This window comes from Streptomyces sp. NPDC044704, assembly GCF_056433525.1.
Genome location: NZ_JBWKGY010000018.1, coordinates 120,472 through 146,295 on the forward strand (window position 1 = coordinate 120,472; position 25,824 = coordinate 146,295).

The following is a 25,824-nucleotide window of genomic DNA, read 5'->3' on the forward strand; positions in this document are numbered from 1 at the left end:
AGACACCCCCGAAGTCCGCTCCCCCGAAAGGACGCCCCGCCATGCCGACGGGCAGATCCACCACGCTCAGCGAACCGGCCGAGATCCGCACGTACAAGGGCCAGGACCGCGCCCTGCGCGCCGACCGGCTCGGCACCGCCGGACTGCTGCTCTCCGTACTCGCCGCCAGCGCGCCCCTGATGGTCGTCGCCGGGGTCATGCCCACGATCTTCGGGGTCATGGGCATCGTCGGCCAGCCGCTGCTCTTCGTGATCCTCGGCGTCGTCCTCGCCCTGTTCGGCGTCGGCTACGCCGAGATGAGCCGGCACGTCCACAACGCCGGCGCCTTCTACGCCTACATCGCCCGCGGCCTCGGCCCCACCGCGGGCGCCTCCGCCTCCCTCGTCGCCCTCGTCGCGTACAGCGCCATGCAGGTCGGCGTCTACGGCATCCTCGGCTTCGAGATATCCGGACTCTTCGCGACCTACCTCGACACCGAGGTCGCCTGGTGGATCCCGGCCCTGCTCGCGGTCGCCGCCACCGGCGCCCTCGGCTGGCTGAAGATCGACCTGAACGCCAGGGTCCTCGGCGTCCTGCTCCTCATCGAGTGCGCCCTCGTCGTCGTCTTCGACGTCGCCGCCCTCGGCAAGCCCGGCCCCGAGGGCCTCTCGCTCAGCGCCTTCGACCCCGGCACCCTCTCCGGGGCGGGCCTCGGCACCGCCCTGTGCTTCTGCATCGCAGCCTTCGTCGGCTTCGAGCAGTCCCCGGTGTACGCGGAGGAGACCAGCAAGCCGCACATCGTCGTCTCCCGCGTGATGTTCCTCGCCGTCGGCTTCGTCGCCCTCTTCTTCGCCTTCAGCGCCTGGGCCCTCACCGTCGCCACCGGACCCGGCGAGATCACGAACGCCGCCGCGACGGCCGGCCCCGGCCTGCTCTTCGAACTGACCGAGACCCGCCTCGGCGCCACCTTCACCGACGTCCTCCACGTGCTCTTCGTCACCGGCATGTTCGCGGCGATGCTGAGCTTCCACAACGTCGTCGCCCGCTACGCCTTCGCCATGGGCCGCGAGGGCCTCCTCCCGGCCCGCTTCGGCCGCACCAACCCCGGCACCGGGGCCCCGGCCACCGGCTCGCTCCTCCAGACCGCCATCGCCGCCCTCGTCGTCATCGCCTTCGCGGTCACCGACGACCTCCCGACGGGCGACCCCACCGCCCCCGTCCTGCACCTGTTCACCTGGATGGGCAGCGTCGGCGCCCTCGGCGTGACCGTCCTGATGGCCGCGTCCTCCTTCGCCGTGATCGCCTTCTTCGTCCGCCGGGGCACCGCCGGCGCCCAGGTGTGGCGGCTCGTCGCGGCGGGCCTGGCCGGACTGGCCCTGGTCGGGATCGCCCTCTACACCGTCAAGGACTTCGCCGTCCTGGTCGGCGCCGAGGAGGGCTCCGCGCTGAGCTGGGCCCTGCCCGCGATCATCGCCGCCGCCGCGCTCGGCGGCCTCGTCCACGGCCTGCTCCTGAAGTCCCGCCGCCCCGAGGCCCACGCCCGGATCGGCCTGGGCAACGAGGCCTTCCGCCTCGACCAGGCCGCGGAGTCCACCGCGGGCGACTGAGCCCCCGTCCTCGCATTCGTGCCCCTGCGAAGCCCCCGGAGACCGTTTCCATGGTCGCCGGGGGCTTCCGTGCGCAGGGAGCCGATTTTGGCGGCGGGCGGAGCCTCATGGTCTCCTGGGGCGACAAAACCACCGGATCGCGGCACGGGGGACACCACCCAGCTCCCCCGCGCGGCGGTCCGGCCCTGCCTGTCCCACCCACGAAGGCGAAGTCCCGTATGAGTGACCGCACCTTGACCGAGGCCCCCGCCGAGGCGTCTTCCCGCCACGTCGACGCCGGTGACGAGGGCTACAGCAAGGACCTCAAGTCCCGCCACATCAACATGATCGCGATCGGCGGGGCGATAGGCACCGGCCTGTTCCTCGGCGCCGGCGGCCGCCTCGCCGGGGCGGGCCCCTCGCTCGCCATTGCGTACGCGGTATGCGGCGTCTTCGCCTTCTTCGTGGTCCGGGCCCTCGGCGAGCTGGTCCTCTACCGCCCCTCCTCGGGCGCCTTCGTCAGCTACGCGCGCGAGTTCATGGGGGAGAAGGGCGCCTACACGGCGGGCTGGCTCTACTTCCTCAACTGGTCCACCACCACCGTGGCGGACATCACGGCCGCCGCCACCTACGCGCACTTCTGGTCGATGTTCACCGACGTCCCCCAGTGGGTGCTCGCCTTCATCGCCCTGGCCGTCGTCCTCACCGCGAACCTGATCTCGGTGAAGTACTTCGGCGAGATGGAGTTCTGGTTCTCCCTGGTCAAGGTCGCCGCCCTGGTGATCTTCCTGCTCGTCGGCATCTACCTCGTCGCCACCAGCCACGACATCGGCGGCAGCACCCCGGGCCTCGCCAACATCACCGACAACGGCGGCATCTTCCCCTCCGGCGTCCTCCCCATGCTCCTGGTCATCCAGGGCGTGGTCTTCGCGTACGCCTCCGTCGAGCTCTGCGGAGTCGCCGCGGGCGAGACCGAGAACCCCGAGAAGATCATGCCGAAGGCGATCAACTCGATCATGTGGCGCGTGGGCGTCTTCTACGTCGGCTCGGTCGTCCTGCTGGCTCTGCTGCTCCCGTACACCTCCTACTCGGGCGACCAGAGCCCCTTCGTCACCGTCTTCGACAAGCTCGGCGTCCCCGGCGCCGCCGGCGTCATGAACCTGGTCGTCCTGACCGCCGCGCTCTCCTCGCTGAACTCCGGCCTGTACTCCACCGGCCGCATCCTGCGCTCGATGGCCATGTCCGGCTCCGCGCCCAAGTTCACCGGCGTCATGAACAAGGGCAAGGTCCCCTACGGCGGGGTCCTCTTCACCGCGGCCTTCGGCATCGCCGGCGTCGGCCTGAACTACCTGATGCCCGAGGACGCCTTCGAGATCGTCCTGAACTTCGCCTCGCTCGGCATCCTGGGCACCTGGGCGATGGTCATGCTCTGCTCGCTCCACTTCTGGCGCCGGGCGAAGCAGGGCACCCTGGAGCGGCCCTCCTACCGGCTGCCCTGGGCCCCGTACACCCAGATCGTGACGCTCGTCTTCCTGCTCACGGTCCTCGTCCTGATGTGGTGCGACGGCGGCGTCGGCCGCACCACGGTCCTGTTCGTCCCGGTCATCGGCGCCGCCCTGGTCGGCGGCTGGTTCCTGGTCCGCGGCCGGGTGGCCGAGATCGCGGCCTCCCGCCGCTGACCGGCCCGCGCACGCGAAGGGGCCCCCGGGCCGGGATCCGCTCCCGGCCCGGGGGCCCTTGCCGTTCTCCCGCGGCGTTCCCCGCACACCGGAAACGAAGAAGGACCCCGCCGGAGCGGGGTCCTTCTCTCTTGTGTCCGAGGGGGGACTTGAACCCCCACGCCCGATAAAGGGCACTAGCACCTCAAGCTAGCGCGTCTGCCATTCCGCCACCCGGACAAGGTGTCTGTCTCGCGTCCCTCGCGGGCCGTTCCGACGTGGAAAACATTACCAAACATTCCGGGGTCCTCGATCACACCCCCCGGTGACCGGGGAGCGCCCTTGGGCGCAGCGCCCCGGAGAGCGAGGATGGGGAGGTAGCCGGTACTGATCAGTGGGAGGAACAGCGTGAGCGAATCGGGCGCGGGCAAGACCGTCTCCGGCCAGGACGAGGTCGTCGACCTCTGCCGGGACCTCATCCGGATCGACACCAGCAACTACGGGGACCACTCGGGCCCGGGAGAACGCAAGGCGGCCGAGTGGATCGCGGAGCAGCTGGCCGAGGTGGGTCTGGAACCGCAGATCTTCGAGTCCCACAAGGGGCGCGCCTCGACCGTGGCCCGGATCGAGGGGGAGGACCCCTCGCGGCCGGCCCTGCTGATCCACGGGCACACGGACGTGGTCCCGGCCAACGCCGCCGACTGGACCTACGACCCCTTCTCGGGCGAGATCGCCGACGGGTGCGTGTGGGGCCGCGGCGCGGTCGACATGAAGGACATGGACGCGATGACGCTGGCCGTCGTGCGCGACCGCATGCGCAGCGGCCGCAAGCCCCCGCGGGACATCGTGCTCGCCTTCCTCGCCGACGAGGAGGCGGGCGGCGTCTACGGGGCCCGCCACCTCGTCGACAAGCACCCCGGTCTCTTCGAGGGCGTCACCGAGGCGATCGGCGAGGTCGGCGGCTTCTCCTTCACCGTGAACGAGAACCTTCGGCTCTACCTCGTGGAGACCGCGCAGAAGGGCATGCACTGGATGCGGCTCACGGTGGAGGGCACCGCGGGCCACGGTTCGATGACCAACAACGACAACGCCATCACGGAGCTCTGCGAGGCCGTGGGCCGCCTCGGCCGCCACCAGTGGCCGGTGCGCGTCACCAAGACCGTACGGTCGTTCCTGGACGAACTCTCGGACGCGCTCGGAACCCCGCTCGACCCCGACAACATGGACGCGACCCTCGCCAAGCTCGGCGGCATCGCCAAGATGGTCGGCGCGACCCTGCGGAACTCGGCCGCACCGACGATGCTCGGCGCCGGCTACAAGGTCAACGTCATCCCCGGCCAGGCCACGGCCCACGTCGACGGCCGTTTCCTGCCGGGCTACGAGGACGAGTTCTTCGCCGACCTCGACCGGATCCTCGGCCCGCGGGTGAAGTACGAGGACGTGCACGCCGACAAGGCGCTGGAGACGGACTTCGACGGGAAGCTCGTCGACGCCATGCAGGGCGCCCTGAAGGCGGAGGACCCGATCGCGCGGGCCGTGCCGTACATGCTGTCCGGCGGAACGGACGCGAAGTCCTTCGACGACCTCGGCATCCGCTGCTTCGGCTTCGCGCCGCTCCAGCTGCCGCCCGAGCTGGACTTCGCCGGGATGTTCCACGGCGTGGACGAGCGGGTGCCGGTCGACGGCCTCAAGTTCGGCGTGCGCGTCCTCGACCGGTTCATCGACAACGCGTGACCGGCGGACAACTCCTAACGCCGGGGAATCGGGAAGGTGTGCGGATTCCACTGAGAAGAGTGAATGCGCTCATACGCTCGTAGCCCCGGTGAGAACTCCTCGTTACAGGTGGTGCGGTCCGCGGCTGGGACCGCACTTGCCTACTAGGAGGAACAATGCTCAAGAAGGTTGTCGCCGCTGCGGCTGCCACCGGTGGTCTGGTTCTCGCGGGTGCGGGCCTGGCTGTCGCCGACGCGGGTGCCCAGGGTGCGGCCATCGGCTCCCCCGGTGTCCTGTCCGGCAACGTCGTCCAGGTTCCGGTCCACGTGCCCGTGAACGTCTGCGGCAACACGATCTCCGTGATCGGCCTGCTGAACCCGGCCTTCGGCAACACCTGCGTCAACGCCTGACGCGTCTGAAGACCCGGCCCCGGAGCGCGTACCAGCGCTCCGGGGCCTCCGGGCTTTCGGGCCCGGATTCTCATTTTTCCGGCGTACCAGGCGGGGGAGCCTGGACGGCCAGGCCGTCGAGCGACGGCCGGAACGTACACACCAGGGGACGAGTACAGATGCGACGACCGGTTCAGGTCACGAGGAAGACGCTGATCACCATGGCGGCCGCGGGGGGTGTTCTCGCACTGGCCGGCGGTCACGCGCAGGCGGACTCCGGAGCGTCCGGCCGCGCCGCGAACTCCCCGGGCCTCCTGTCCGGGAACAACGTGCAGGCGCCGGTGGAGGCGCCGGTGAACGTCTGCGGCAACACGGTCAACGTGGTCGCCCTGCTGAACCCGGCCTTCGGGAACGGCTGCGCCAACGACAAGGGCGGACCGCAGCACCCGGGCCACCCCCGGGGGCGGCCACGAGGAACCCTGCGACGACCACCCGAACCACCCCGGCAACCCGGGCACCCCGGGCGGGCACAACCCCGGAACTCCGGGCGGGCACAACCCGGGCACTCCGGGCGGGCACAACCCGGGCACTCCGGGTGGCCACAACCCGGGCACTCCGGGTGGGCACAACCCGGGCACTCCGGGTGGCCACAACCCGGGCACTCCGGGTGGTCACAACCCGGGCACCCCGGGCGGGCACAACCCGGGCACCCCCGGTGGGCACAACCCCGGCGGTCAGACTCCGGGTACCCCGGGCAGTCAGACCCCCGGCAACCCCGGCGGTCAGACGCCCGGCGGGAACACCCCCGGTGCGCCGGGGGCCTCCACCGGGCCCGGCGCGGGGTCCGTCACCCCCGCCGCACACCCCGGCCAGGGGACCCCGCGGGCAGGGCTCGCCGCCACCGGCGCGGGTGACGCCCTCACGGCGGGAGTGCCGCTCGCGGGCGGCCTGCTGCTCGCCGGAGCGGTGCTCTACCGGCGCGCCCGCAACGCCGCCTGACGGCCGCTCACGACGCGGGCCCCGCACCCGGGGCCCGCGTCACCAGGTCGCGCGGACCTGACGGATGATCCGGCGGCGCAACCGCACGCGGCGGCTGCCGTCCCGGTGCAGCGTCAGGCGGTCCAGTTCCCAGTGGCCGTACTCGGCATGGTCGGTCAGCAGTCGGGTCGCCTCCTTGCGGGGGGTCCCGCGAGGCACGTACACGTCGACGAATTCGTATTCCGGCATCGCATCTATTGTGCGGGCAGAGGCCTGCTACGGATAGCGTCTGCACTATGTCTGATGCCGCTCTGCCCACTGTTGCCGAGGTACGCGCCGCCGCCGAGGCGGTCAAGGCCGCTCTCGACCGCCACCTCGCCGCGGTCGAGAGCAGGATCGGGGACGAGGATCCGGCCGTCTACGCCGCCTTCAACGAACTCGCCGCCGCCGCCGAGGAATACGACGAACTCCTCTACGACCGCTACGACGAGGTCACCCCGTTCGAGATTCCCACCCCCGAGGACGGAGTCCCGTACACCGGGCCGGCGGAACCGACCGCCTTCAGCGTGTTCATCCGCCGCGACTACGCCGTCGTCGAACCGGCCCGGCTGGTCGCCCAGGCGGAACGCGTCGCCGCGCACGACCGGGAGGCCGACCTCGACGACGCCGGCACGGCCGGTGCGCTCGGCGTCCTCTTCGGGGAGTACGAACCCGACGAGATCGCCTCCCGCTACAAGGAGTTCGGGCTGGAGGAGGGCGACTCCACCCTCTGGATCGCGGCACTGGAGGAGGTCGCCGAACCGGGCGACTGGCTCGACGCGCCCTTCGGCCAGACCGATCCGCAGGACGTGCTGCACCGCTTCGACGTGAGCTCCGTCTTCGACGAGGAGCCCGAGGAGTTCGACGACGAGGCGGACGACGAGGAGGCGGCGGCGCCCGGGCTCACCCCGGCCTGACCCACCCCGGACCCGTACGCCGACGCCCCCGCCCGGCACCGGACGGGGGCGTCGGCGCGCCCGGGCGCGGTCCCGCTACGGCTGGTCGGCGTCCTGGGCGGCCGTCAGGGCCCCCAGGAGGCCCGTCAGGCGGGTCGTGCGCGGCTTCGGCAGGACCTGCGCCACCGCGTGCGGCAGCGCCTGGTCGACGCCGTGGACGACGGACAGGTGCCGTTCGGCCCGCCCGAACGCCGTGTACACCCAGTCCCGGGACAGTGCCTGTGCCGCGTCCCCCGGAAGGACGACGACCACCGCCGGCCAGCGCGCTCCGACGGCCTGGTGCGCCGTCACCGCCCAGCCGTGCCGCACCTGGGACTCCACCCGCTCCTGCGGTACGACGATCCGGGCTCCGGAAAGTTCCAGGTGCAGCCCCTCCGCGTCGGCCGACACCACCCGGCCCGGCAGCGCCCGCCCGGGGGACGGTACGTGGACCACCCGGTCGCCGGGGTCGAAGCCGCCGAACCGGCCGGGGCCGGGGTTCAGCCGCTCCTTGAGGGCCGCGTTCAGCGCCCGGGTGCCCGCCGAGCCGCCGTGCCCCGGGGTGATGACCTGTACGGCGTCGGCCGGGATCCCGAAGGCGCGCGGCACCGACTCGGCCACCAGCTGCACGGTGCGGTGCACCGCCTCCCCGGCGTCCTGCACCGGGACGATGACGACCTCCTTGCCCGGCGCGCGGACCTGGTTCAGCTCCCCGATCCCGATGCCCGACACCAGCTCGCCCACCGGCCCCGGGTCCGGCGTACGGGACACGACCTGCGGCCAGGCGCGGGCCGCCAGCACGTCGGCGAACACCCGCCCGGGACCGGCCGAGCCGAGCACTCCGGGGTCACCGGACAGCACCAGCCGGGCCCCGTCCGGTACGGACTCCACCAGCGCGGCGGCCGTGTCCACGTCCAGCTGCGGCGCGTCCAGCACCACCAGGAGGTCCAGCGCGAACCGCCCGTCGGCGTCCCGGCCGGGCCCCTCCGCCCCCGACAGCAGCCCGGCCGGGGTGACGCGGTCCCCGCCCGGCGCGTGCGCCACGAGGACGGCCCGCAGGCCCAGCTTCCGGGCGGCCGCCAGCAGGGCCAGCGGTTCGGCGCGCGCGGCCTCGCCGCCGGTGTGGGTCACCAGGCCGTGGCCGGCGACGGCCCGGATCAGCTCGGCGCCGGTTCCGGTGGCGAACTCCGTCCAGTCCGCCGGGGCGGCGAAGGTGGCGGCCAGCCGGGCCAGGCCGTCGGCGAGGCTCTCCTCGGCCAGGGCGTACTCCTCCAGCCCGACGAGGACCCGTACGGGCCGCTCCGCCTCCCCGGCGCCTTCGTCGGCGGCGTCCGCGGCGACGGTCGGCGCGGGCCCGTCCAGCGGTTCGTGGAACACCAGCACCGCGCCCTCTCCGATGGCGTGTTCGAGGGCTCCGGCCGCATCCGGTACCCCGTACTGCGCCAGGGCCTTCTCCAGCAGCGGAGCCTCCAGGGCGGTGTGCCCCTTCAGCGCGGCCTGGTCCAGCAGCCAGCCCACCAGGGCGGCCCCGCGCCGCTCGTCGGCGGGGCCGGCCGCGGGGCCCAGCAGGGCCTGCGCGAAGCCGTCCGCCTGGGCCGGGCGCACCCCGGCGACCGCCAGCAGCCGCCAGGGGTCCTCGGTGAGCTGTGCGGCGGCGCCCTCGCCGAGGGCCCGGGCGGCCTGCTCGGCCAGGGTCTCGGGGGCGCCGCCGCGGGCCAGTACGGCCCGTACGGCCTCGATCTCGGAGGCGGCGGGCGCCGGGGCGGTCACGGCGGGCCGGGGCGGCTGTGGGGGAGCGGGCGCGGCCTTGCGCGGGGCGGCCGGGGCCTCGTCGAAGTACACGGGGGCCGGTGCGGCACCGCTCTCCACGGCCCGGACGGCGGCCAGCAGGTCGGCGGCCTTCCCGCTCAGCTTCCCGCCCGCGTCGACCGGGGCGTCCCGCTCGGCCTTGCGCCGGGCGATCCGCTCGCGCTCGACCTTCTGCGCGGCCAGCTCGGCCTGTGCCTCGGTGAGCGCGGGCGCCGCCGGGGTGCCCGCGGCGGCGTCCCCGTCGGTCCCGGCCGGAGCGTCCCCGCCGGCGGGGGCGTCCTCGTCCGCCCCGGCCGGTGCGTCGGCCCCGGCGGCCGCCTCTGCGCCGGCCGCGGCGTCCTCGTCCGGTCCGTCGGCCGGGTCACCCGAAGGGGAAGCCTCCGCGTCAGCGGGAACGTCCTCCTCCGGTGCGGTGTCCTCAGATGCGGCGTCCTCAGGCGTGGTGTCCTCCGGGGCGGTCTCCTCCGGCGCCTCCGGGGCGGGTTCCGGCGCGTGCTCCGGCGCAACGGGGTCCGCGGGTGCGGCCCCGGCGACCCCGGCCCCTTCCTCCGCGGCAGCGGGCGCGGCGGCGGCGGTGGTCTCGGGGTCGGTACTCACAGCGTGCTCCAGTTCTGATCGGGGTAGCGGTGCACCGGGACGGAAACGTCGTCCAGCGCACGGCAGATCTCCTCGGGAAGACTAAGGGCCTCCACCGACAGCGCCGCGCCCAGCTGCGCCGACGTCCGCGCGCCGACGATGGGGGCGACCACCCCCGGCCGGTCCCGCACCCACGCCAGCGCCACGTGCAGCGGCGTCACCCCCAGCCCCTGGGCGGCGGTGACCACCGCGTCCACGATCCGCCCCGCCGCCTCGTCGAGGTACGGGTCCACGAAGGCGGCCAACGACTCCGAAGCGCCCCGCGAGTCGGCGGGCGTGCCGTCGCGGTACTTGCCCGTGAGCACCCCGCGCCCCAGCGGGGAGGAGGGCAGCAGGCCCACGCCCAGGTCCAGCGCGGCGGGCAGCACCTCCCGTTCCACGCCCCGCTGGAGGAGCGAGTACTCCATCTGCGTCGAGGCGAGCCGGGTCCGCACGCCCGGGACGGCCAGCTGCCAGGTCGCCGCCTTCGCCAGCTGCCAGCCGCTGAAGTTGGACACCCCGGCGTACCGCGCCCGCCCGCTGCTGACCGCGAGGTCCAGCGTTTGCAGGGTCTCCTCCAGCGGGGTCAGCGGATCGAAGGCGTGCACCTGCCAGAGGTCCACGTAGTCGGTGCCCAGCCGGTCCAGGGAGTCGTCGAGGGCGGTCAGCAGGTGCCCGCGCGAGCCGTTGAACCGCCGGTCGGGATCGGGGACGCTGCCCGCCTTGGTCGCGATGACCAGGTCACGGCGCGGCACGAGCCCGGCGACCAGCTGCCCGAGGAGGTACTCGGCCTCGCCGCCGCCGTACACGTCGGCCGTGTCGACGAGCGTGCCCCCCGCCTCCCAGAACGTCTTCAACTGCTCGGCGGCGGCTTCCTCGCCGGTGTCGCGGCCCCAGGTCAGGGTGCCGAGGCCGATCCGGGAGACGCGCAGTCCGGTGCGGCCGAGATGCCTCTGCTCCATGAGCGCTGAGACTACTGGGGCGCTGACGCCGGGCACCTTGGCGCGCTACAGTCCCCGCAGACCCACGTTACTGATCGGTAAACCGGCTTCACCGTAAGGGGACGACACATGCGGCTCGGCATCAATCTCGGCTACTGGGGTGCGGGCATGGACGCCGACAACCTCGCCGTCGCCCAGGAGGCCGACCGGCTCGGCTACGACGTCTGCTGGGCAGCCGAGGCCTACGGCTCCGACGCGGCCACCGTGCTGGCCTGGGTGGCCGCCCAGACGGAGCGGATCGACGTCGGCTCGGCCATCTTCCAGATCCCGGCCCGCCAGCCCGCGATGACGGCCATGACCGCCGCCACCCTGGACTCGCTGACCAAGGGCCGCTTCCGGCTCGGCCTCGGGGTCTCGGGACCCCAGGTCTCCGAGGGCTGGTACGGCGTGAAGTTCGACAAGCCCCTCGCCCGGACCCGCGAGTACGTGGAGATCGTCCGCAAGGCGATGACCCGCGAGCGGCTGTCCTACGACGGCGCCCACTGGACCCTCCCGCTCCCCGACGGCCCGGGCAAGCCCCTCAAGCTGACCGTCCACCCGGAGCGCGAGCACATCCCGCTCTACATCGCCGCCATCGGGCCGAAGAACCTGGAGCAGACCGGCGAGATCGCCGACGGCGCCCTGCTGATCTTCCCGGCCGCCGAGCACCTGGAGGAGACGGCCCTGCGCCACATCCGCGCGGGCCGCGAGAAGGCCGGTCTGACCATGGACGGCTTCGACGTCTGCCCGACCGTGCCGCTGGCCCTCGGCGAGGACGTCAACGCCCTGGCCGACATGTTCCGCCCCTACACCGCCCTGTACGTCGGCGGCATGGGCAGCCCGAAGCAGAACTTCTACAACCAGCTCGCCCAGCGCATGGGCTACGAGAAGGAAGCCGCCGAGATCCAGACCAAGTACCTGGGCGGCGACAAGACCGGCGCGGCCGCGGCCGTCCCGCACTCGCTGATCGACTCGACGACCCTGCTGGGCTCCGTGGAGCGGATCGCGGACGGCATGCGCGCCTACGCGGACGCCGGGGTCACCACCCTCACGCTGGCCCCCGCGGGATTCACCCTGGACGAGCGGGTCGCCGCCCTGCGCGCCGGCACCGAGGCCCTGGAGCGGGCCGGCCTGGCCTGACGCGGACGGCGCCGCCGAGGGGCGGGGGAGAGGTCTGCGGCCGTGGTGGGGGCTCGGGGGGTCTTCCCCGCCACGGCCGACACAGCCAACAACGCCCCGCCCGGCCCCCGGGTTACGCCCTCACGGCGGGCAGCGGATTTCGTTCATTCGGCCGAGTCGCGGGCCCCCCTCGGTTGCCCGCCCGGTCGATCCGCTTTTGACTCGTTCCATGCTCTCTGCCCGCAGCCTGTTCCAGGAGATCGTCGACAACGACGACTCCTTCCAGCTGTTCTGCTCCATCGCCGCCAGCGGGGAGTCCCAGGGCGGCTGGGAGAACGCCCGGATCGCCGCCCTCGTCCCCGACGCGATGCGCGACCTGGCACCCAAGATCACCCGGCACGGCGCCGACGAGGACAAGCACGGCCGGATCTTCCAGGCCCTGCTGCGCAAGCGCGGCCTCCGGCCCGTACCCGTACCGCCCGAGACCGACTACACGATGCTGCTGGAACGCCGCGGCATCGGTCTCGCCCACGACAAGCTGCGCCGCGACCGGCCGCTGACCGAGGAGGACATCGTCGTCTACCTCGCGCACAGCCGGGTCACCGAGCAGCGCGCGGCGGACCAGATGGTCATGCTCGTCCGGTACTTCGGCGACCACCCCGAGGTCGGCAAGGCCGTCCGCATGATCAGCAACGACGAGGACAACCACCTCGCCTACTGCCACGAGGAGCTGCTGCGCCTCGCCCGCGCGGGACACGGCCGGACCATCCACCGGATCCTGCGCGAGAGCGCCCTCGCCGAGATCTCCGTCTACCGGGACGTCAGCCTCGCCGTCATGGACCACATGGGACGGCTCCTGGGCTGGCCCGCGCCCAAGGCCGCCGCCCTCGCCGCCGGCATCCGCGCAATGTACGCGTACGAACGGTTCAGCGGCTGGCACCGGATGATCCGCCTGACCCCGCCCGAACGGGCCGACGCCCTCGGCGGGGCTCCCGTGCCCGCACCCGGGTTCGCCTGACCCGGCCGCCGCCGCGGCTCCGGCTCACAGCCAGCCGCGGCGCTTGAACATCCGGTGCAGGCCCAGGCACGCACCGGCCATGACCACCACCACCCCCGGATAGCCCCAGGCGTGCCCGAGCTCCGGCATGTGGTCGAAGTTCATCCCGTAGATCCCGGCGACCATCGTCGGGACGGCCGCCATCGCCGCCCAGGCGGAGATCTTGCGCATGTCGTCGTTCTGCCGGACGCCCATCTGCGCCAGGTGCGCGGCCAGCGCGTCCGACAGCAGCCGGTCCAGGCCCTCCACGTACTCGTTCGCCTTCGTCAGGTGGTCGGCCACGTCCCGGAAGAACGGCTGGGCGTGCTCGTGCACGAACGGCACCTGCCCGAAGGCCAGCCGGTCCATCGGCTGGAGCAGCGGACTCGTCGCCCGGCGGAACTCCAGCACCTGCCGCTTGGCGGCGTAGATCCGGGCCGCCGTGTTCTTCGAGTCCGGGGCGTTCGGCGCGAACACCTCCGCCTCCAGCTCCTCCAGGTCCCCCTGGAGCTCGGCGGCCACCTCGATGTAGTGGTCCACCACCGCGTCGGACACCGCGTACAGCACCGCCGTCGGACCGTGCCGCAGCACGTCCGGATCCTGCTCCAGCCGGTGCCGTACGGCCGTCAGCGCGGCCCCTTCGCCGTGCCGGACCGTCACCACGAACGAGTCGCCGATGAACACCATCAGCTCACCCGTCGTCACCGTGTCCGCGGCCTCGTCGTAGCGCACCGGCTTCAGGACGACGAACAGCGAATCGTCGTACACCTCCAGCTTCGGACGCTGGTGCGCCGTCAGTGCGTCCTCCACCGCCAGCGGGTGCAGCCCGAACTCCCGGCTCACGTGCTCGAACTCCGGCTCCGTCGGCTCGTGCATGCCGATCCAGACGAAGGCGTCACCCCGGGCCCGCGCCTCGTCCAGGGCGTCCGAGAAGTCGGCGGGCGCCTCGGAGCGGCGCCCGTTCCGGTACATCGCGCAGTCGACAATCACGGTCGGCATTCTGCCCGGCCCGCGCCCGGTCCGCCGACCGCGCTCACCCCTACGCTGTACCCATGGCCACGTTGATCCTCGTACGGCACGGGCGTTCCACCGCCAACACCGCGGGCTTGCTCGCCGGATGGACTCCGGGAGTGGGCCTCGACGAACACGGAGCCGGGCAGGCCGCCGCGCTGCCCGGCCGGCTCGCCGGGGTACCGCTGGCCGCAGCCGTCAGCAGCCCCCTCCAGCGCTGCCAGGAGACCCTGGCCCCGCTGCTCGCCGCCCGGCCCGGCCTGCCCCTGCACACCGACGAGCGGATCGGCGAGTGCCACTACGGCGACTGGTCGGGCCGCAAGCTCTCCGAACTCGCCGGAGAACCGCTGATGAAGATCGTCCAGCAGCACCCGTCCGCCGCCGCCTTTCCCGGCGGCGAGTCCATGCGCGCCATGCAGAGCCGCGCCGTGGACGCCGTACGGGAGTGGAACACCCGGATCGAGGAGGAGCACGGCGGCGACGCCGTGTTCCTGATGTGCTCGCACGGCGACATCATCAAGTCCCTCGTCGCCGACGCGCTCGGCATGCACCTCGACCTCTTCCAGCGGATCCACGTCGACCCCTGCTCGGTCACCGCCGTCCGCTACACCCCCACCCGGCCGTTCCTGCTGCGCCTCGGCGACACCGGCGACCTCGCCCCGCTGATCCCGCGCCCGGCCCCGGCCGCCGAGGGCGAGTCCGAAGGCGACGGGAACGCCGTCGTGGGGGGCGGCGCGGGCGCGGCGTGATCGAACGGCGCAGTAGGGTGGCAGGGCCGACACGCGTGCGCGGTCCCGCCCACGCCTGAGACTTGGAGACTGGACGTGCCCCGTCAGGTGTTCCTTTACGACCCGCCGGACCGCTTCGTGGCCGGCACGGTCGGTCTGCCTGGGCGCCGTACGTTCTTCCTGCAGGCCTCCGCGGGCACCCGCGTCACCAGCGTCTCCCTGGAGAAGACCCAGGTGGCGGCGCTGGCCGAGCGGATGGACGAGCTGCTGGACGAGGTCGTACGGCGCACCGGCGGCAACGCCCCCGTCCCCGCGGTCGCCTCCACCGAGGCCGCCGACACCGCGCCGCTCGACGTACCCGTCGAGGAGGAGTTCCGCGTCGGCACCATGGCGCTCGCCTGGGACGGCGAGGAACAGCGGATGATCGTCGAGGCCCAGGCGCTCGTCGAGCTCGAAGCGGGCACCGACGAGGACCTCGCCGAGGCGGAGGAACGCCTCCTCCAGGACGAGGAGAACGGTCCGCCCATGCTGCGCGTGCGCCTCTCCGGCGCCCAGGCCCGGGCCTTCGCCAAGCGGGCCCTGGACGTGGTCAACGCGGGGCGCCCGCCGTGCCCGCTGTGCAGCCTCCCGCTCGACCCCGAGGGACACGTGTGTCCGCGCCAGAACGGCTACCGGCGCCAGGCGTGAGCGCCGTGACCCCGATCGAGGAGCTGCTCACCGAGGGCGAGCTCACCGTCCGAGGACGGATCGCCGAGGCCTCCAACGCCGTCCTGCTCTGCACGGTGGCCCACGGCGGCCGCAGCGCCGACTGCGTCTACAAGCCCGTCAAGGGAGAGCGCCCGCTCTGGGACTTCCCCGACGGGAACCTCGCCCGCCGCGAGCGCGCCGCCTACCTGGTGTCCGAGGCCACCGGATGGGGCCTCGTCCCCGCCACCGTCCTGCGCGACGGACCGTACGGCGAGGGCATGGTCCAGCACTGGATCGACTCCGGGGAGACCCCCGAGGCGGAACTCCTCGCACTCGTCGAGGGCGAGGAGGCGGGGGAGGGCTGGAAGGCCGTCGCCCTCGCCGAGGTCGGAGAGGGCCGCACCGCCCTCCTCGTCCACGCCGACGACCCGCGGCTGCGCCGCCTCGCCGTACTCGACGCCGTGATCAACAACGGCGACCGCAAGGGCGGCCACCTGCTGCCCGCCCCCGACGGCCGGCTCTACGGCATCGACCACGGCGTGACCTTCCACGCGGACGACAAGCTGCGCACCCTGCTCTGGGGCTGGGCGGGGGAGCCCCTCACCGAGGAGGCGCGCGAGGTGCTCGGCTCCCTGGAGTCCCAGCTGGCCGAGGGGGAGCCGCTCGCCACCCGGCTGGCCGAACTGATCACCCCCGTGGAGCTGGACGCCGTACGGGCCCGCGTGGCCGCTCTGCTGCGCACCGGGACCCATCCCGAGCCGTCCGGACAGTGGCCTGCGATCCCCTGGCCCCCGGTCTGACCAGGCACGGCCCGGGACGCACAGAACCGGCCAGATGGCAAGAGCACCGATCAGGCCAACAGTGCTGCTCCGGTTCGTTTCCGGAACACTCGTCCGGTTAGTCTCGAGGCATGCATGCCTGGCCCGCTTCTGAGGTCCCCGCCCTGCCCGGCAAGGGCCGCGACCTCCAGATCCACGACACCGCGACCCAGGGGACGATCACCCTCGCCCCCGGTCCCGTCGCCCGTATCTACGTCTGCGGGATCACTCCCTACGACGCGACCCACATCGGTCACGCGGCGACCTACAACGCGTTCGACCTCGTCCAGCGCGTGTGGCTCGACAACAAGCGGCAGGTCCACTACGTCCAGAACGTCACGGACGTGGACGACCCGCTCCTGGAGCGGGCGCTGCGCGACGGACACGACTGGACCGAGCTCGCCGAGCGCGAGACCGCCCTGTTCCGCGAGGACATGACCGCCCTGCGGATGCTGCCCCCGCGCCACTACATCGGAGCGGTCGAGGCCATACCCGGCATCGTGCCGCTGGTCGAGCGGCTCCGCGACGCCGGCGCCGCGTACGAGCTCGAAGGCGACGTCTACTTCTCGGTGGAGTCCGACCCGCACTTCGGCGGGGTCTCGAACCTCGACGCCCACGCGATGCGGCTGCTGTCCGCGGAGCGCGGCGGCGACCCGGACCGTCCGGGGAAGAAGAACCCGCTCGACCCGATGCTGTGGATGGCCGCCCGCGAGGGCGAGCCGAGCTGGGACGGCGGCTCGCTGGGCCGCGGCCGGCCCGGCTGGCACATCGAGTGCGTCGCCATCGCCCTGGAGCACCTGGGCATGGGCTTCGACATCCAGGGCGGCGGCTCCGACCTGGCGTTCCCGCACCACGAGATGGGTGCCTCGCACGCCCACGCGCTGACGGGCGAGTTCCCGATGGCCAAGGCGTACGTCCACGCGGGCATGGTCGCGCTGCACGGCGAGAAGATGTCGAAGTCGAGGGGCAACCTGGTCTTCGTCTCGACGCTGCGCCGCTCCGGGGTCGACCCGGCCGCGATCCGCCTCGCCCTGCTGTCGCACCACTACCGGGCCGACTGGGAGTGGACGGACGCGGTCCTCGCCGAGGCGGTGGCCCGCCTGGAGCGCTGGCGGGCGGCCGTGTCCCGGCCGGACGGCCTCGCCGCCGACGCCCTGGTCGAGGAGGTCCGCGAGGCCCTGGCGAACGACCTGGACGCGCCCGCCGCGCTGGCGGCCGTCGACCGCTGGGTCGAGCGGCAGCTCGCCGAGGGCGGCGAGGACGAGTCCGCCCCCGGGCTGGTCTCCCGCACGGTGGACGCCCTGCTCGGCGTGGCCCTCTAGGCAGGCCGCAGCCCATACGCCGGCGGGGCCGGGTCCACCCTTCAGGTGGATCCGGCCCCGTCGGCGTTCGCGTACCCGCACACCGGCCGCTACGCCTCCGGCGGTGCCTCGTCCTCCTCCGGAGGAGCCGCGGCGGGCGGCTGCGGATCCTCCCCGGACGGGTCCGGCTTGCGCTTGGGCGGACGCGTCAGGCCGCTGGAGGTGTCCCGCAGGTAGGACCCGTCGCCCGGGCCCGCCTCCGGGCCCGGACCGGCGGACGGGTCACGCCGGCGCAGGTACCGCTCGAACTCCCGGGCGATCGCGTCGCCGGAGGCCTCCGGCAGGTCCGCCGTGTCCCGCGCCTCCTCCAGCGTCTGGACGTACTCCGCGACCTCGCTGTCCTCGGCGGCCAGCTGGTCCACCCCGAGCTGCCAGGCCCGCGCGTCCTCGGGCAGCTCGCCCAGCGGGATCCGGATGTCGATCAGGTCCTCCAGCCGGTTGAGCAGCGCGAGGGTGGCCTTCGGATTGGGCGGCTGGGACACGTAGTGCGGCACCGCCGCCCACAGGGACACCGCCGGGACGCCCGCGTGCGTACAGGCCTCCTGGAGCACGCCCACGATCCCGGTCGGCCCCTCGTACTTCGTCTCCTCCAGGTCCATCGTCCGCGCCAGGTCGGCGTCCGAGGTCACCCCGCTGACGGGCACGGGCCGCGTGTGGGGGGTGTCCCCGAGCAGCGCCCCCAGGATGACCACCATCTCCACGCCGAGCTCGTGCGCGAAGCCCAGCAGCTCGTTGCAGAACGAGCGCCAGCGCATGGACGGTTCGATGCCCCGCACCAGCACCAGGTCACGCGGTTTGGCACCGCCGATCCGGACCACCGACAGCCGCGTCGTGGGCCAGGTGATCTTCCTGACCCCGTTGTCCAGCCACACCGTCGGCCGGTTGACCTGGAAGTCGTAATAGTCCTCGGCGTCCAGAGCCGCGAAGACCTCGCCCTTCCACTCCCGGTCCAGGTGCGCCACCGCACCGGAGGCGGCGTCACCCGCGTCGTTCCAGCCCTCGAACGCGGCCACCATGACCGGGTCGATCAGCTCGGGCACGCCCTCAAGCTCGATCACCCAGGTCTCCTTCCGAAGTTCCCTTGCGTACGTGGGTCAGCCTAAGCCTTGATGAGGCACCGGCCACAGCCCACGACAGAGGGGCGGTTCCCCTCGGAACCGCCCCTCTTCCCCACCTGCGTGACAGCTATGCCTTGTGGCCCAGCATCTCCTCGACCCGGGCGCGCACGGCGGCGTCGTCCAGGCCGCGGACCGTCACCGTCGTGCGCCGGCGCAGCACGTCGTCGACCGTCTCGGCCCACTCGTTGTCACGGGCGTACGCGACCTGCGCCCAGATCTCCGGCCCGTCCGGGTGGATCCGCTCGGCCAGGGCCGGGTCCTCGTTCGCGATCCGCGCGATGTCGAAGGCCAGCGAGCCGTAGTGCGAGGCCAGGTGGCGGGCCGTCAGCGGGTCCATCCGCGTACCGGGCTCACGGTCCACCAGCAGCCGGTGCGCGACCGCGTTCGGGTTGGCGACACCGGGCAGCGGCACGCGCCGTACGAGCGACTTCACCGGCTCCATGTCCTCGGTCAGCGGGCTGCCCGGGAGCTTGGCCAGCTTGTCCATGACCACACGGCCGATGTGACGGTACGTCGTCCACTTGCCGCCGGCCACCGACAGCATGCCGCCGGAGCCCTCGGAGACCACCGTCTCGCGCTTGGCCTTCTCGACACCGCCCGGGCCGCCGGGCAGCACGCGCAGGCCCGCGAAGGCGTACGTCATCAGGGAGCGGTCGAGGTCCGCGTCGTTCACGGAGAACGCCGCCTCGTCGAGGATCTGCTGGATGTCGGACTCGGTGGCGCGCACGTCCGCCGGGTCGCCCTCGTAGACCTCGTCGGTCGTACCGAGGAGGAGCTGGTCCTCCCACGGGAGGGCGAAGGTGATGCGGTACTTGTCGATCGGGGTGGCCATGGCGGCCTTCCACGGCGACTTGCGCTTCATGACGATGTGCGCGCCCTTGGAGAGGCGGATCGACGGCATCGAGTGCTTGTCTTCCATGCGCCGCAGGTGGTCCACCCACGGGCCGGTGGCGTTGAGCACGACGCGTGCGTCGACCCCGAACTCGGTGCCGTCGAGGCGGTCCTTGAGCTCGGCGCCGCTGACCCGGCCGCGCGTCGTGCGCAGACCGGTGACCTCGGCGTGGTTGAGGACGACCGCGCCCGACTCGACGGCCGCGCGGACCGTCATGACGGCGACGCGGGAGTCGTTCATCTGGTGGTCGTAGTAGACCGCGACGGCCTTCAGGTTGTCCGTCTTGAGGCCGGGGTTGTCGGCGACGGCGCGGGCCGGCGAGATGACCTTGCCGATCCCGTCGCCGAAGGCCGAGAGCGCCGAGTACGCGAAGACGCCCGCGCCCAGCTTCGCCGCGCCGACCGGCCCGCCCTTGTACACGGGCAGGTAGAAGGTGAGCGGGTTGACCAGGTGCGGGGCCACGTCCTTGGCCAGCACCCGGCGCTCGTGGTGGTTCTCGGCGACCAGCTTGACCGCGCCGGTCTGCAGGTAGCGCAGACCGCCGTGGACGAGCTTGGACGAGGCCGAGGAGGTGGCGCCGGCGAAGTCGCCGGCGTCCACCATGGCAACCCGCAGACCCGACTGCGCGGCGTGCCAGGCCACGGAGGTGCCCAGGATGCCACCGCCGATGACGAGCAGGTCGTACGTGGCCTTCGCCAGCTGCTCACGGGTTTCGGCGCGGCTCGGGTTCGAACCGGCGGTCGGGTGCGTGCCCAGTGCGGTCACGCTCTGCGGGATGCTCATATCTCTCTTAGCTCCTCGTCGATTGACTCAGCTGGTGCGGTCAGCTGGCGTCTTCGTCGTCGACCCAGCCCATGGACCGCTCCACGGCCTTGAGCCAGCTCTTGTACTCGCGGTCCCGCTGCTCGGCGGGCATCCGCGGGGTCCACTCGGCCGCGCGGCGCCAGTTGGCGCGCAGGGCGTCGGTGTCGGGCCAGAAGCCGACGGCCAGGCCGGCGGCGTAGGCGGCGCCGAGGCAGGTGGTCTCGGCGACCATCGGGCGCACCACGGGGGCGTCCAGGAAGTCCGAGAGCGTCTGCATCAGCAGGTTGTTGGAGGTCATGCCGCCGTCGACCTTGAGGGCGGCCAGCTCGACGCCGGAGTCCTTGGTCATGGCGTCGGTGATCTCGCGGGTCTGCCAGGCGGTGGCCTCCAGGACGGCACGGGCGATGTGCGCCTTGGTGACGTACCGGGTCAGGCCGGCGATCACACCGCGGGCGTCGGAGCGCCAGTACGGGGCGAAGAGACCGGAGAAGGCGGGCACGAAGTAGGCGCCGCCGTTGTCCTCCACGGAGGAGGCCAGGGTCTCGATCTCCGCGGCGGACTTGATCAGGCCCATCTGGTCGCGCATCCACTGGACGAGCGAGCCGGTGACGGCGATGGAGCCTTCCAGCGCGTAGACCGGCTTCTGGTCGCCGATCTGGTAGCCCACGGTGGTCAGCAGGCCGCTGTAGGAGTTGATGATCTTGTCGCCGGTGTTCATCAGCATGAACGTGCCGGTGCCGTACGTGGACTTCGCCTCGCCCTCGGCGAAACAGGTCTGGCCGAAGAGGGCGGCCTGCTGGTCACCGAGCGCCGAGGCGACGGGGACACCGGCGAGGACGCCGTCCTTGACGTGACCGTAGACCTCGGCGGAGGACTTGATCTCCGGGAGGACGTTGAGCGGGACGCCCATGGACTCGGCGATCTTCTCGTCCCAGGCCAGGGTGTGCAGGTTCATCAGCATGGTGCGCGAGGCGTTGGTGACGTCGGTGACGTGCACGCCGCCCTGGGCACCGCCCGTGAGGTTCCAGATGACCCAGGAGTCCATGGTGCCGAAGAGGATGTCGCCGGCCTCGGCGCGCTCGCGCAGGCCCTCGACGTTGTCGAGCAGCCAGCGGACCTTCGGGCCGGCGAAGTAGCTCGCCAGCGGCAGGCCGGTCTCGCGGCGGAAGCGGTCCTGGCCGACGTTGCGGCCGAGTTCCTTGCACAGGCCGTCGGTGCGGGTGTCCTGCCAGACCAGCGCGTTGTGGACCGGCTCGCCGGTGTTCTTGTCCCACAGGAGGGTGGTCTCGCGCTGGTTGGTGATGCCGACGGCCTTGACGTCGGCGGCGGTGATCTCCGCCTTGGCGATGGCTCCGGCGACGACCTCCTGGACGTTGGTCCAGATCTCGGTGGCGTCGTGCTCGACCCAGCCCGGCTTCGGGAAGATCTGCTCGTGCTCCTTCTGGTCGACGGCGACGATGCGGCCGTCGCGGTCGAAGACGATGCAGCGGGAGGAGGTGGTGCCCTGGTCGATCGCGGCGATGAAGGGGCCGGTGCTGCTGGTCATGATGGCTGCTCCTGGCAGGTCTGGTGAGTTGGCGGAATCAGGAGTGCGGTGCGGATCTTACGAGCGCTGCAGATGCTGATCAGGCGAACGCGATGTTGTACAGACCGCCGGCGAGAACGGCACCGACGAGCGGGCCGACGACCGGGATCCAGGAGTACCCCCAGTCCGAGCCGCCCTTGTTGGGCAGCGGGAGCAGGGCGTGCACGATGCGCGGACCGAGGTCGCGGACCGGGTTGATGGCGTAGCCGGTAGGACCGCCCAGCGAGAGGCCGATGCCGACGACGACGAAGGACGTGATGAGGACACCGATCACACCGAGTCCCTTGCCGTCGTCCTGGAGGCCCTGGGTCAGGATGGCCAGGACCAGGACGGCGGTGCCGATGATCTCGGTCGCGAGGTTCTGCACGACGTTACGGATCTCGGGGCCCGTGGAGAAGACGCCGAGCACGGGGCCGGCCTGGTCGTGCGGGTGCGGGTCCTCGGGGCCGAGCTTGGCGTCGCGGATGTGCTCCGGGTCGGACAGGTGCGCGAGGAACTGGCCGTAGTACGTGACCCACATCAGTACGGCACCGATCATGGCGCCGAGCAGCTGGCCCGCGAGGTACACCGGGACGTCGCCCCACTCGCCGGTCTTGACGGCTATGCCGAAGGTGACCGCGGGGTTGAGGTGGGCCCCGGAGAGCGGAGCGGAGACGTAGGCGGCGATCAGTACGGCGAAACCCCAGCCGAAGGTGATCGCGAGCCAGCCCGCGTTGCGGGCCTTGGAGCTCTTGAGCGTGACGGCGGCGCAGACGCCACCACCGAGCAGTGTGAGCAGGGCGGTACCGATGGTCTCGCCGATGAAGATGTCGGAGCTGGACACCCGCGACTCCTTTGTCTTACGTCCAGGGGTGGGCGGACACCGGGTCCCTCCGGTGGTCCACGCACTCGGTGAGTGCTGCACCGGTCCTTGGCCTCGCCATAGCCTAACGCGTATTGCCGGTAGGTGTTCGACAATGCCGACCGATGAACGGCAGTTTTCCGCCTAGGTGAAGAACGCGTCAAGGGCTGGCCAGGTCAAAGAACCGGATCGTTACCCCACGGTACGATCGCCCAAATCAGGCCAATGAACGATCAGAAAATGACAAAACCCACCCAAAGGACGCGCGAAGCGCCCTCCAGGTGGGCCGAATGAATCAGGTCAAGCTCAGAACCGGCCCGCGCCGAGATCGCGGGAAACCGACCGTGCGCAGTCCCGGACCGAGGCCACGAGGGACGCGCGGGGCTCCCCGCCCTCCCCGCAGACCCGCTCCACGGCCCCCGCCACGGCCACCGCGCCCACGGGCATCCGGCGCCGGTCGTGGATCGGCGCCGCCACCGACGCGATGCCCTCCCAGGTCTCCTCCACGTCCGCGGCCCAGCCGCGGGCCCTCGTCAGGGCCAGGACCTCCTCGAAGCCCGCCGCGTCGGTGACCGTACGGGGCGTGAAGGCCTCCCGCTCCACCTCCACCACCTGGGTGTGCGCGACCGGGTCGTAGGCCGACAGGACCTTGCCCAGGGCCGTGGAGTGCAGCGGCTGCATCGCCCCCACCTCCAGCACCTGACGGCTGTCGTCGGGCCGGAACACGTGGTGCATGATCAGCACCCCGCTCTTGTGCAGCACCCCCACGTACACGCTCTCGCCGCTCGCCCGGGCCAGGTCGTCCGTCCAGACCAGGGCGCGGGCGCGCAGCTCGTGCACGTCCAGGTAGCTGTTGCCCAGGCGCAGCAGCTCCGCGCCCAGCTGGTACCGCCCGGAGGCCGGGTCCTGCTCGACGAAGCCCTCGGCCTGCAGGGTGCGCAGGATCCCGTGCGCCGTCCCCTTGGCCAGGCCCAGGGACGACGCCACGTCCGACAGTCCCAGCCGGCGCTCCCCGCCCGCCAGGAGCCGCAGCATCGCAGCGGCTCGTTCGAGCGACTGGATGTTCCGTGCCATCGCGCAGCCTCCTGCTGACGTAGTTCGACAATGCTGAACACTATCGGTCGATGCCGACCTTGTGCATGGTTGGGCGTTTCCCGGAGCCGTGCACACCCTCACATCCCCCGTGTGGACTCCCGCGCACAGAATGCAGTCCGCCACGTGGGACGCCCTCACCGGGGCAGGTGCCGCGCGGTTACCCTGACCGCGTGCACCCTTGACATAGAGGGTGCAAAGCCGACAGCCGTCGCAGCCCAGGGAGCACAACCATGGCCTCGTTGCCGAACCCGCCCGCAGACACCCAGACCCGGGCCGATGCCCTCCGAGAGGCGCTCGCGACCCGTGTGGTCGTCGCCGACGGAGCCATGGGGACGATGCTCCAGGAGCAGGACCCGACGATGGAGGACTTCCAGCAGCTGGAGGGCTGCAACGAGGTCCTGAACGTCACCCGGCCGGACATCGTCCGTTCGGTCCACGAGGCCTACTTCTCCGTCGGCGTCGACTGCGTCGAGACCAACACCTTCGGCGCGAACTACGCCGCCCTCGCCGAGTACGACATCCCCGAACGCAACTTCGAGCTGTCGGAGTCCGGCGCCCGGATCGCCCGCGAGGTCGCCGACGAGTACACCGCCTCCACCGGACAGCAGCGCTGGGTCCTCGGCTCCATGGGCCCCGGCACCAAGCTGCCCACCCTCGGCCACATCACCTACGCCCAGATCCGCGACGCCTACCAGATCAACGCCGAGGGCCTGATCTCCGGCGGCGCCGACGCGCTGCTCGTCGAGACCACCCAGGACCTCCTCCAGACCAAGTCCTCCATCATCGGCGCCCGGCGCGCCATGGAGGCCCTCGGCGTCACCGTGCCGCTGATCTGCTCGGTCACCGTCGAGACCACGGGCACCATGCTGCTCGGTTCGGAGATCGGTGCGGCGCTGACGGCGTTGGAGCCGCTCGGCATCGACATGATCGGCCTGAACTGCGCGACCGGCCCGGCCGAGATGAGCGAGCACCTGCGTTACCTGGCGCGCAACGCCCGGATCCCGTTGTCGTGCATGCCGAACGCGGGTCTGCCGGTGCTGGGCAAGAACGGTGCGCACTATCCGTTGTCGGCTTCGGAGCTGGCGGATGCGCAGGAGACGTTCGTGCGGGAGTACGGGCTGTCTCTGGTCGGGGGCTGCTGTGGGACGACGCCGGAGCATCTGCGGCAGGTGGTGGAACGGGTGCGGGGCACCGCGGTCACGCAGCGGTCTCCGCGGCCGGAGCCGGGTGCGGCTTCGCTGTACCAGACGGTGCCGTTCCGGCAGGACACCTCGTACATGGCGATCGGTGAGCGGACGAACGCGAACGGGTCGAAGAAGTTCCGTGAGGCGATGCTGGAGGCGCGCTGGGACGACTGCGTGGAGATGGCCCGGGACCAGATCCGTGAGGGCGCGCACATGCTGGATCTGTGTGTGGACTATGTGGGCCGTGACGGTGTCGCGGACATGCGTGAGCTGGCCGGCCGGTTCGCGACGGCTTCGACGCTGCCGATCGTGCTGGACTCGACCGAGGTCCCGGTGATCCAGGCGGGACTGGAGAAGCTCGGCGGCCGGGCCGTCATCAACTCCGTCAACTATGAGGACGGGGACGGTCCGGAGTCACGGTTCGCGAAGGTCACCGGGCTGGCTCAGGAGCACGGGGCCGCGCTGATCGCGCTGACCATCGACGAGGAGGGCCAGGCCCGCAGTGTCGAGCACAAGGTGGCGATCGCGCAGCGTCTGATCGCGGACCTGACGGGGAACTGGGGGATCCTGGAGTCGGACATCCTCATCGACACGTTGACGTTCACGATCTGCACGGGTCAGGAGGAGTCCCGTAAGGACGGTATCGCCACGATCGAGGCGATCCGTGAGCTCAAGCGCCGCCACCCCGACGTCCAGACCACCCTGGGACTCTCCAACATCTCCTTCGGTCTGAATCCGGCGGCGCGGGTGCTGCTGAACTCGGTGTTCCTGGACGAGTGTGTGAAGGCGGGGCTGGATTCGGCGATCGTGCACGCGTCGAAGATCCTGCCGATCGCCCGTTTCGACGAGGAGCAGGTGACCACT

The 25,824-nt window shown here is 71.9% G+C and carries 22 protein-coding genes and 1 tRNA gene; 13 read left to right on the forward strand and 10 right to left on the reverse strand.

Annotation, left to right across the window (positions count from 1 at the left end; all coding sequences use genetic code 11):
* Positions 1–41 precede the first annotated feature (41 nt).
* Positions 42–1,586, forward strand: a complete 1,545-nt coding sequence (locus tag AC07B0_RS32060; protein ID WP_356874870.1) for an APC family permease — start codon at positions 42–44, stop codon at positions 1,584–1,586.
* A 218-nt stretch (positions 1,587–1,804) separates the two neighbouring features.
* Entirely contained in the window at positions 1,805–3,244 is a 1,440-nt protein-coding gene (locus tag AC07B0_RS32065; RefSeq protein ID WP_356874872.1) for an amino acid permease, read from the forward strand.
* A gap of 134 nt (positions 3,245–3,378) precedes the next feature.
* On the opposite strand, the gene AC07B0_RS32070 is transcribed toward AC07B0_RS32065, so the two are convergent.
* Positions 3,379–3,463 (reverse strand) — tRNA-Leu (locus AC07B0_RS32070).
* A gap of 168 nt (positions 3,464–3,631) precedes the next feature.
* Between AC07B0_RS32070 and AC07B0_RS32075 the strand changes: the two genes are divergently transcribed.
* From AC07B0_RS32075 to AC07B0_RS32085, 3 genes are all read left to right on the forward strand, one after another.
* Positions 3,632–4,957: a M20/M25/M40 family metallo-hydrolase gene (locus AC07B0_RS32075; protein WP_356874874.1), complete on the forward strand. Its 1,326-nt coding sequence runs from the start codon at positions 3,632–3,634 to the stop codon at positions 4,955–4,957.
* 155 nt (positions 4,958–5,112) lie between these two features.
* On the forward strand, positions 5,113–5,346 hold the full coding sequence (gene chpH / locus AC07B0_RS32080; protein ID WP_281205873.1) for a chaplin ChpH: 234 nt from the start codon (positions 5,113–5,115) through the stop codon (positions 5,344–5,346).
* Positions 5,347–5,546: 200 nt separating this feature from the next.
* Complete coding sequence (locus AC07B0_RS32085; protein ID WP_478899509.1) at positions 5,547–6,239, forward strand: chaplin family protein; 693 nt, start codon at positions 5,547–5,549, stop codon at positions 6,237–6,239.
* 124 nt (positions 6,240–6,363) lie between these two features.
* Here AC07B0_RS32085 and AC07B0_RS32090 read toward each other — a convergent pair whose 3' ends face one another.
* Positions 6,364–6,552 (reverse strand): DUF5703 family protein, encoded by a 189-nt coding sequence (locus AC07B0_RS32090; protein WP_356874879.1) that lies wholly within the window; start codon positions 6,550–6,552, stop codon positions 6,364–6,366.
* 47 nt (positions 6,553–6,599) lie between these two features.
* On the opposite strand from AC07B0_RS32090, the gene AC07B0_RS32095 reads away from it, so the two are divergent.
* Positions 6,600–7,259 (forward strand): hypothetical protein, encoded by a 660-nt coding sequence (locus AC07B0_RS32095; protein ID WP_478899498.1) that lies wholly within the window; start codon positions 6,600–6,602, stop codon positions 7,257–7,259.
* Between the two features lie 75 nt (positions 7,260–7,334).
* Here AC07B0_RS32095 and AC07B0_RS32100 read toward each other — a convergent pair whose 3' ends face one another.
* Together AC07B0_RS32100 and AC07B0_RS32105 are read right to left on the reverse strand one after the other, a co-directional pair.
* The gene (locus AC07B0_RS32100) at positions 7,335–9,683 is read right to left on the reverse strand and encodes a helix-hairpin-helix domain-containing protein (RefSeq protein ID WP_478899499.1); all 2,349 of its coding nucleotides are present in this window, start codon (positions 9,681–9,683) and stop codon (positions 7,335–7,337) included.
* Complete coding sequence (locus AC07B0_RS32105; protein WP_356874885.1) at positions 9,680–10,663, reverse strand: aldo/keto reductase; 984 nt, start codon at positions 10,661–10,663, stop codon at positions 9,680–9,682. The genes AC07B0_RS32100 and AC07B0_RS32105 overlap by 4 nt, the downstream gene beginning before the upstream one ends.
* 108 nt (positions 10,664–10,771) lie before the next feature.
* Here AC07B0_RS32105 and AC07B0_RS32110 point away from each other — a divergent pair, with 108 nt between their 5' ends.
* Both AC07B0_RS32110 and AC07B0_RS32115 read left to right on the forward strand, forming a co-directional pair.
* Entirely contained in the window at positions 10,772–11,821 is a 1,050-nt protein-coding gene (locus tag AC07B0_RS32110; RefSeq protein WP_356874887.1) for an LLM class F420-dependent oxidoreductase, read from the forward strand.
* Between the two features lie 208 nt (positions 11,822–12,029).
* Entirely contained in the window at positions 12,030–12,818 is a 789-nt protein-coding gene (locus AC07B0_RS32115) for a ferritin-like domain-containing protein (RefSeq protein ID WP_356874889.1), read from the forward strand.
* 24 nt (positions 12,819–12,842) lie between these two features.
* On the opposite strand, the gene AC07B0_RS32120 is transcribed toward AC07B0_RS32115, so the two are convergent.
* Positions 12,843–13,835 carry a magnesium and cobalt transport protein CorA gene (locus tag AC07B0_RS32120; protein ID WP_356874891.1) on the reverse strand — a complete coding sequence of 331 codons (993 nt, stop codon included), beginning with the start codon at positions 13,833–13,835 and terminating at the stop codon, positions 12,843–12,845.
* 53 nt (positions 13,836–13,888) lie between these two features.
* On the opposite strand from AC07B0_RS32120, the gene AC07B0_RS32125 reads away from it, so the two are divergent.
* The 4 genes from AC07B0_RS32125 to mshC all read left to right on the forward strand — a co-directional run bounded on the left by AC07B0_RS32125 (position 13,889) and on the right by mshC (position 17,402).
* Positions 13,889–14,596, forward strand: a complete 708-nt coding sequence (locus AC07B0_RS32125; RefSeq protein WP_356874893.1) for a histidine phosphatase family protein — start codon at positions 13,889–13,891, stop codon at positions 14,594–14,596.
* Between the two features lie 75 nt (positions 14,597–14,671).
* Positions 14,672–15,262, forward strand: a complete 591-nt coding sequence (locus AC07B0_RS32130) for a DUF3090 domain-containing protein (protein WP_356874895.1) — start codon at positions 14,672–14,674, stop codon at positions 15,260–15,262.
* Positions 15,226–16,062, forward strand: a complete 837-nt coding sequence (locus tag AC07B0_RS32135) for an SCO1664 family protein (protein ID WP_467294572.1) — start codon at positions 15,226–15,228, stop codon at positions 16,060–16,062. Before AC07B0_RS32130 ends, AC07B0_RS32135 begins: the two co-directional genes overlap by 37 nt.
* A gap of 110 nt (positions 16,063–16,172) precedes the next feature.
* Positions 16,173–17,402, forward strand: a complete 1,230-nt coding sequence (gene mshC / locus AC07B0_RS32140; RefSeq protein WP_356874897.1) for a cysteine--1-D-myo-inosityl 2-amino-2-deoxy-alpha-D-glucopyranoside ligase — start codon at positions 16,173–16,175, stop codon at positions 17,400–17,402.
* A gap of 89 nt (positions 17,403–17,491) precedes the next feature.
* Here mshC and AC07B0_RS32145 read toward each other — a convergent pair whose 3' ends face one another.
* From AC07B0_RS32145 to AC07B0_RS32165, 5 genes are all read right to left on the reverse strand, one after another.
* The gene (locus tag AC07B0_RS32145) at positions 17,492–18,499 is read right to left on the reverse strand and encodes a PAC2 family protein (RefSeq protein ID WP_356874899.1); all 1,008 of its coding nucleotides are present in this window, start codon (positions 18,497–18,499) and stop codon (positions 17,492–17,494) included.
* A gap of 127 nt (positions 18,500–18,626) precedes the next feature.
* The gene (locus AC07B0_RS32150; protein WP_356874901.1) at positions 18,627–20,234 is read right to left on the reverse strand and encodes a glycerol-3-phosphate dehydrogenase/oxidase; all 1,608 of its coding nucleotides are present in this window, start codon (positions 20,232–20,234) and stop codon (positions 18,627–18,629) included.
* A 40-nt stretch (positions 20,235–20,274) separates the two neighbouring features.
* Positions 20,275–21,801 carry a glycerol kinase GlpK gene (gene glpK / locus AC07B0_RS32155; RefSeq protein ID WP_356874903.1) on the reverse strand — a complete coding sequence of 509 codons (1,527 nt, stop codon included), beginning with the start codon at positions 21,799–21,801 and terminating at the stop codon, positions 20,275–20,277.
* A 79-nt stretch (positions 21,802–21,880) separates the two neighbouring features.
* Positions 21,881–22,663, reverse strand: a complete 783-nt coding sequence (locus tag AC07B0_RS32160; RefSeq protein WP_356874905.1) for an MIP/aquaporin family protein — start codon at positions 22,661–22,663, stop codon at positions 21,881–21,883.
* 324 nt (positions 22,664–22,987) lie between these two features.
* Positions 22,988–23,755: an IclR family transcriptional regulator gene (locus AC07B0_RS32165; RefSeq protein ID WP_356874907.1), complete on the reverse strand. Its 768-nt coding sequence runs from the start codon at positions 23,753–23,755 to the stop codon at positions 22,988–22,990.
* Positions 23,756–24,006: 251 nt separating this feature from the next.
* On the opposite strand from AC07B0_RS32165, the gene AC07B0_RS32170 reads away from it, so the two are divergent.
* The coding region (locus tag AC07B0_RS32170) for a homocysteine S-methyltransferase family protein (RefSeq protein ID WP_478899501.1) at positions 24,007–25,824 on the forward strand (1,818 nt) is incomplete at its 3' end.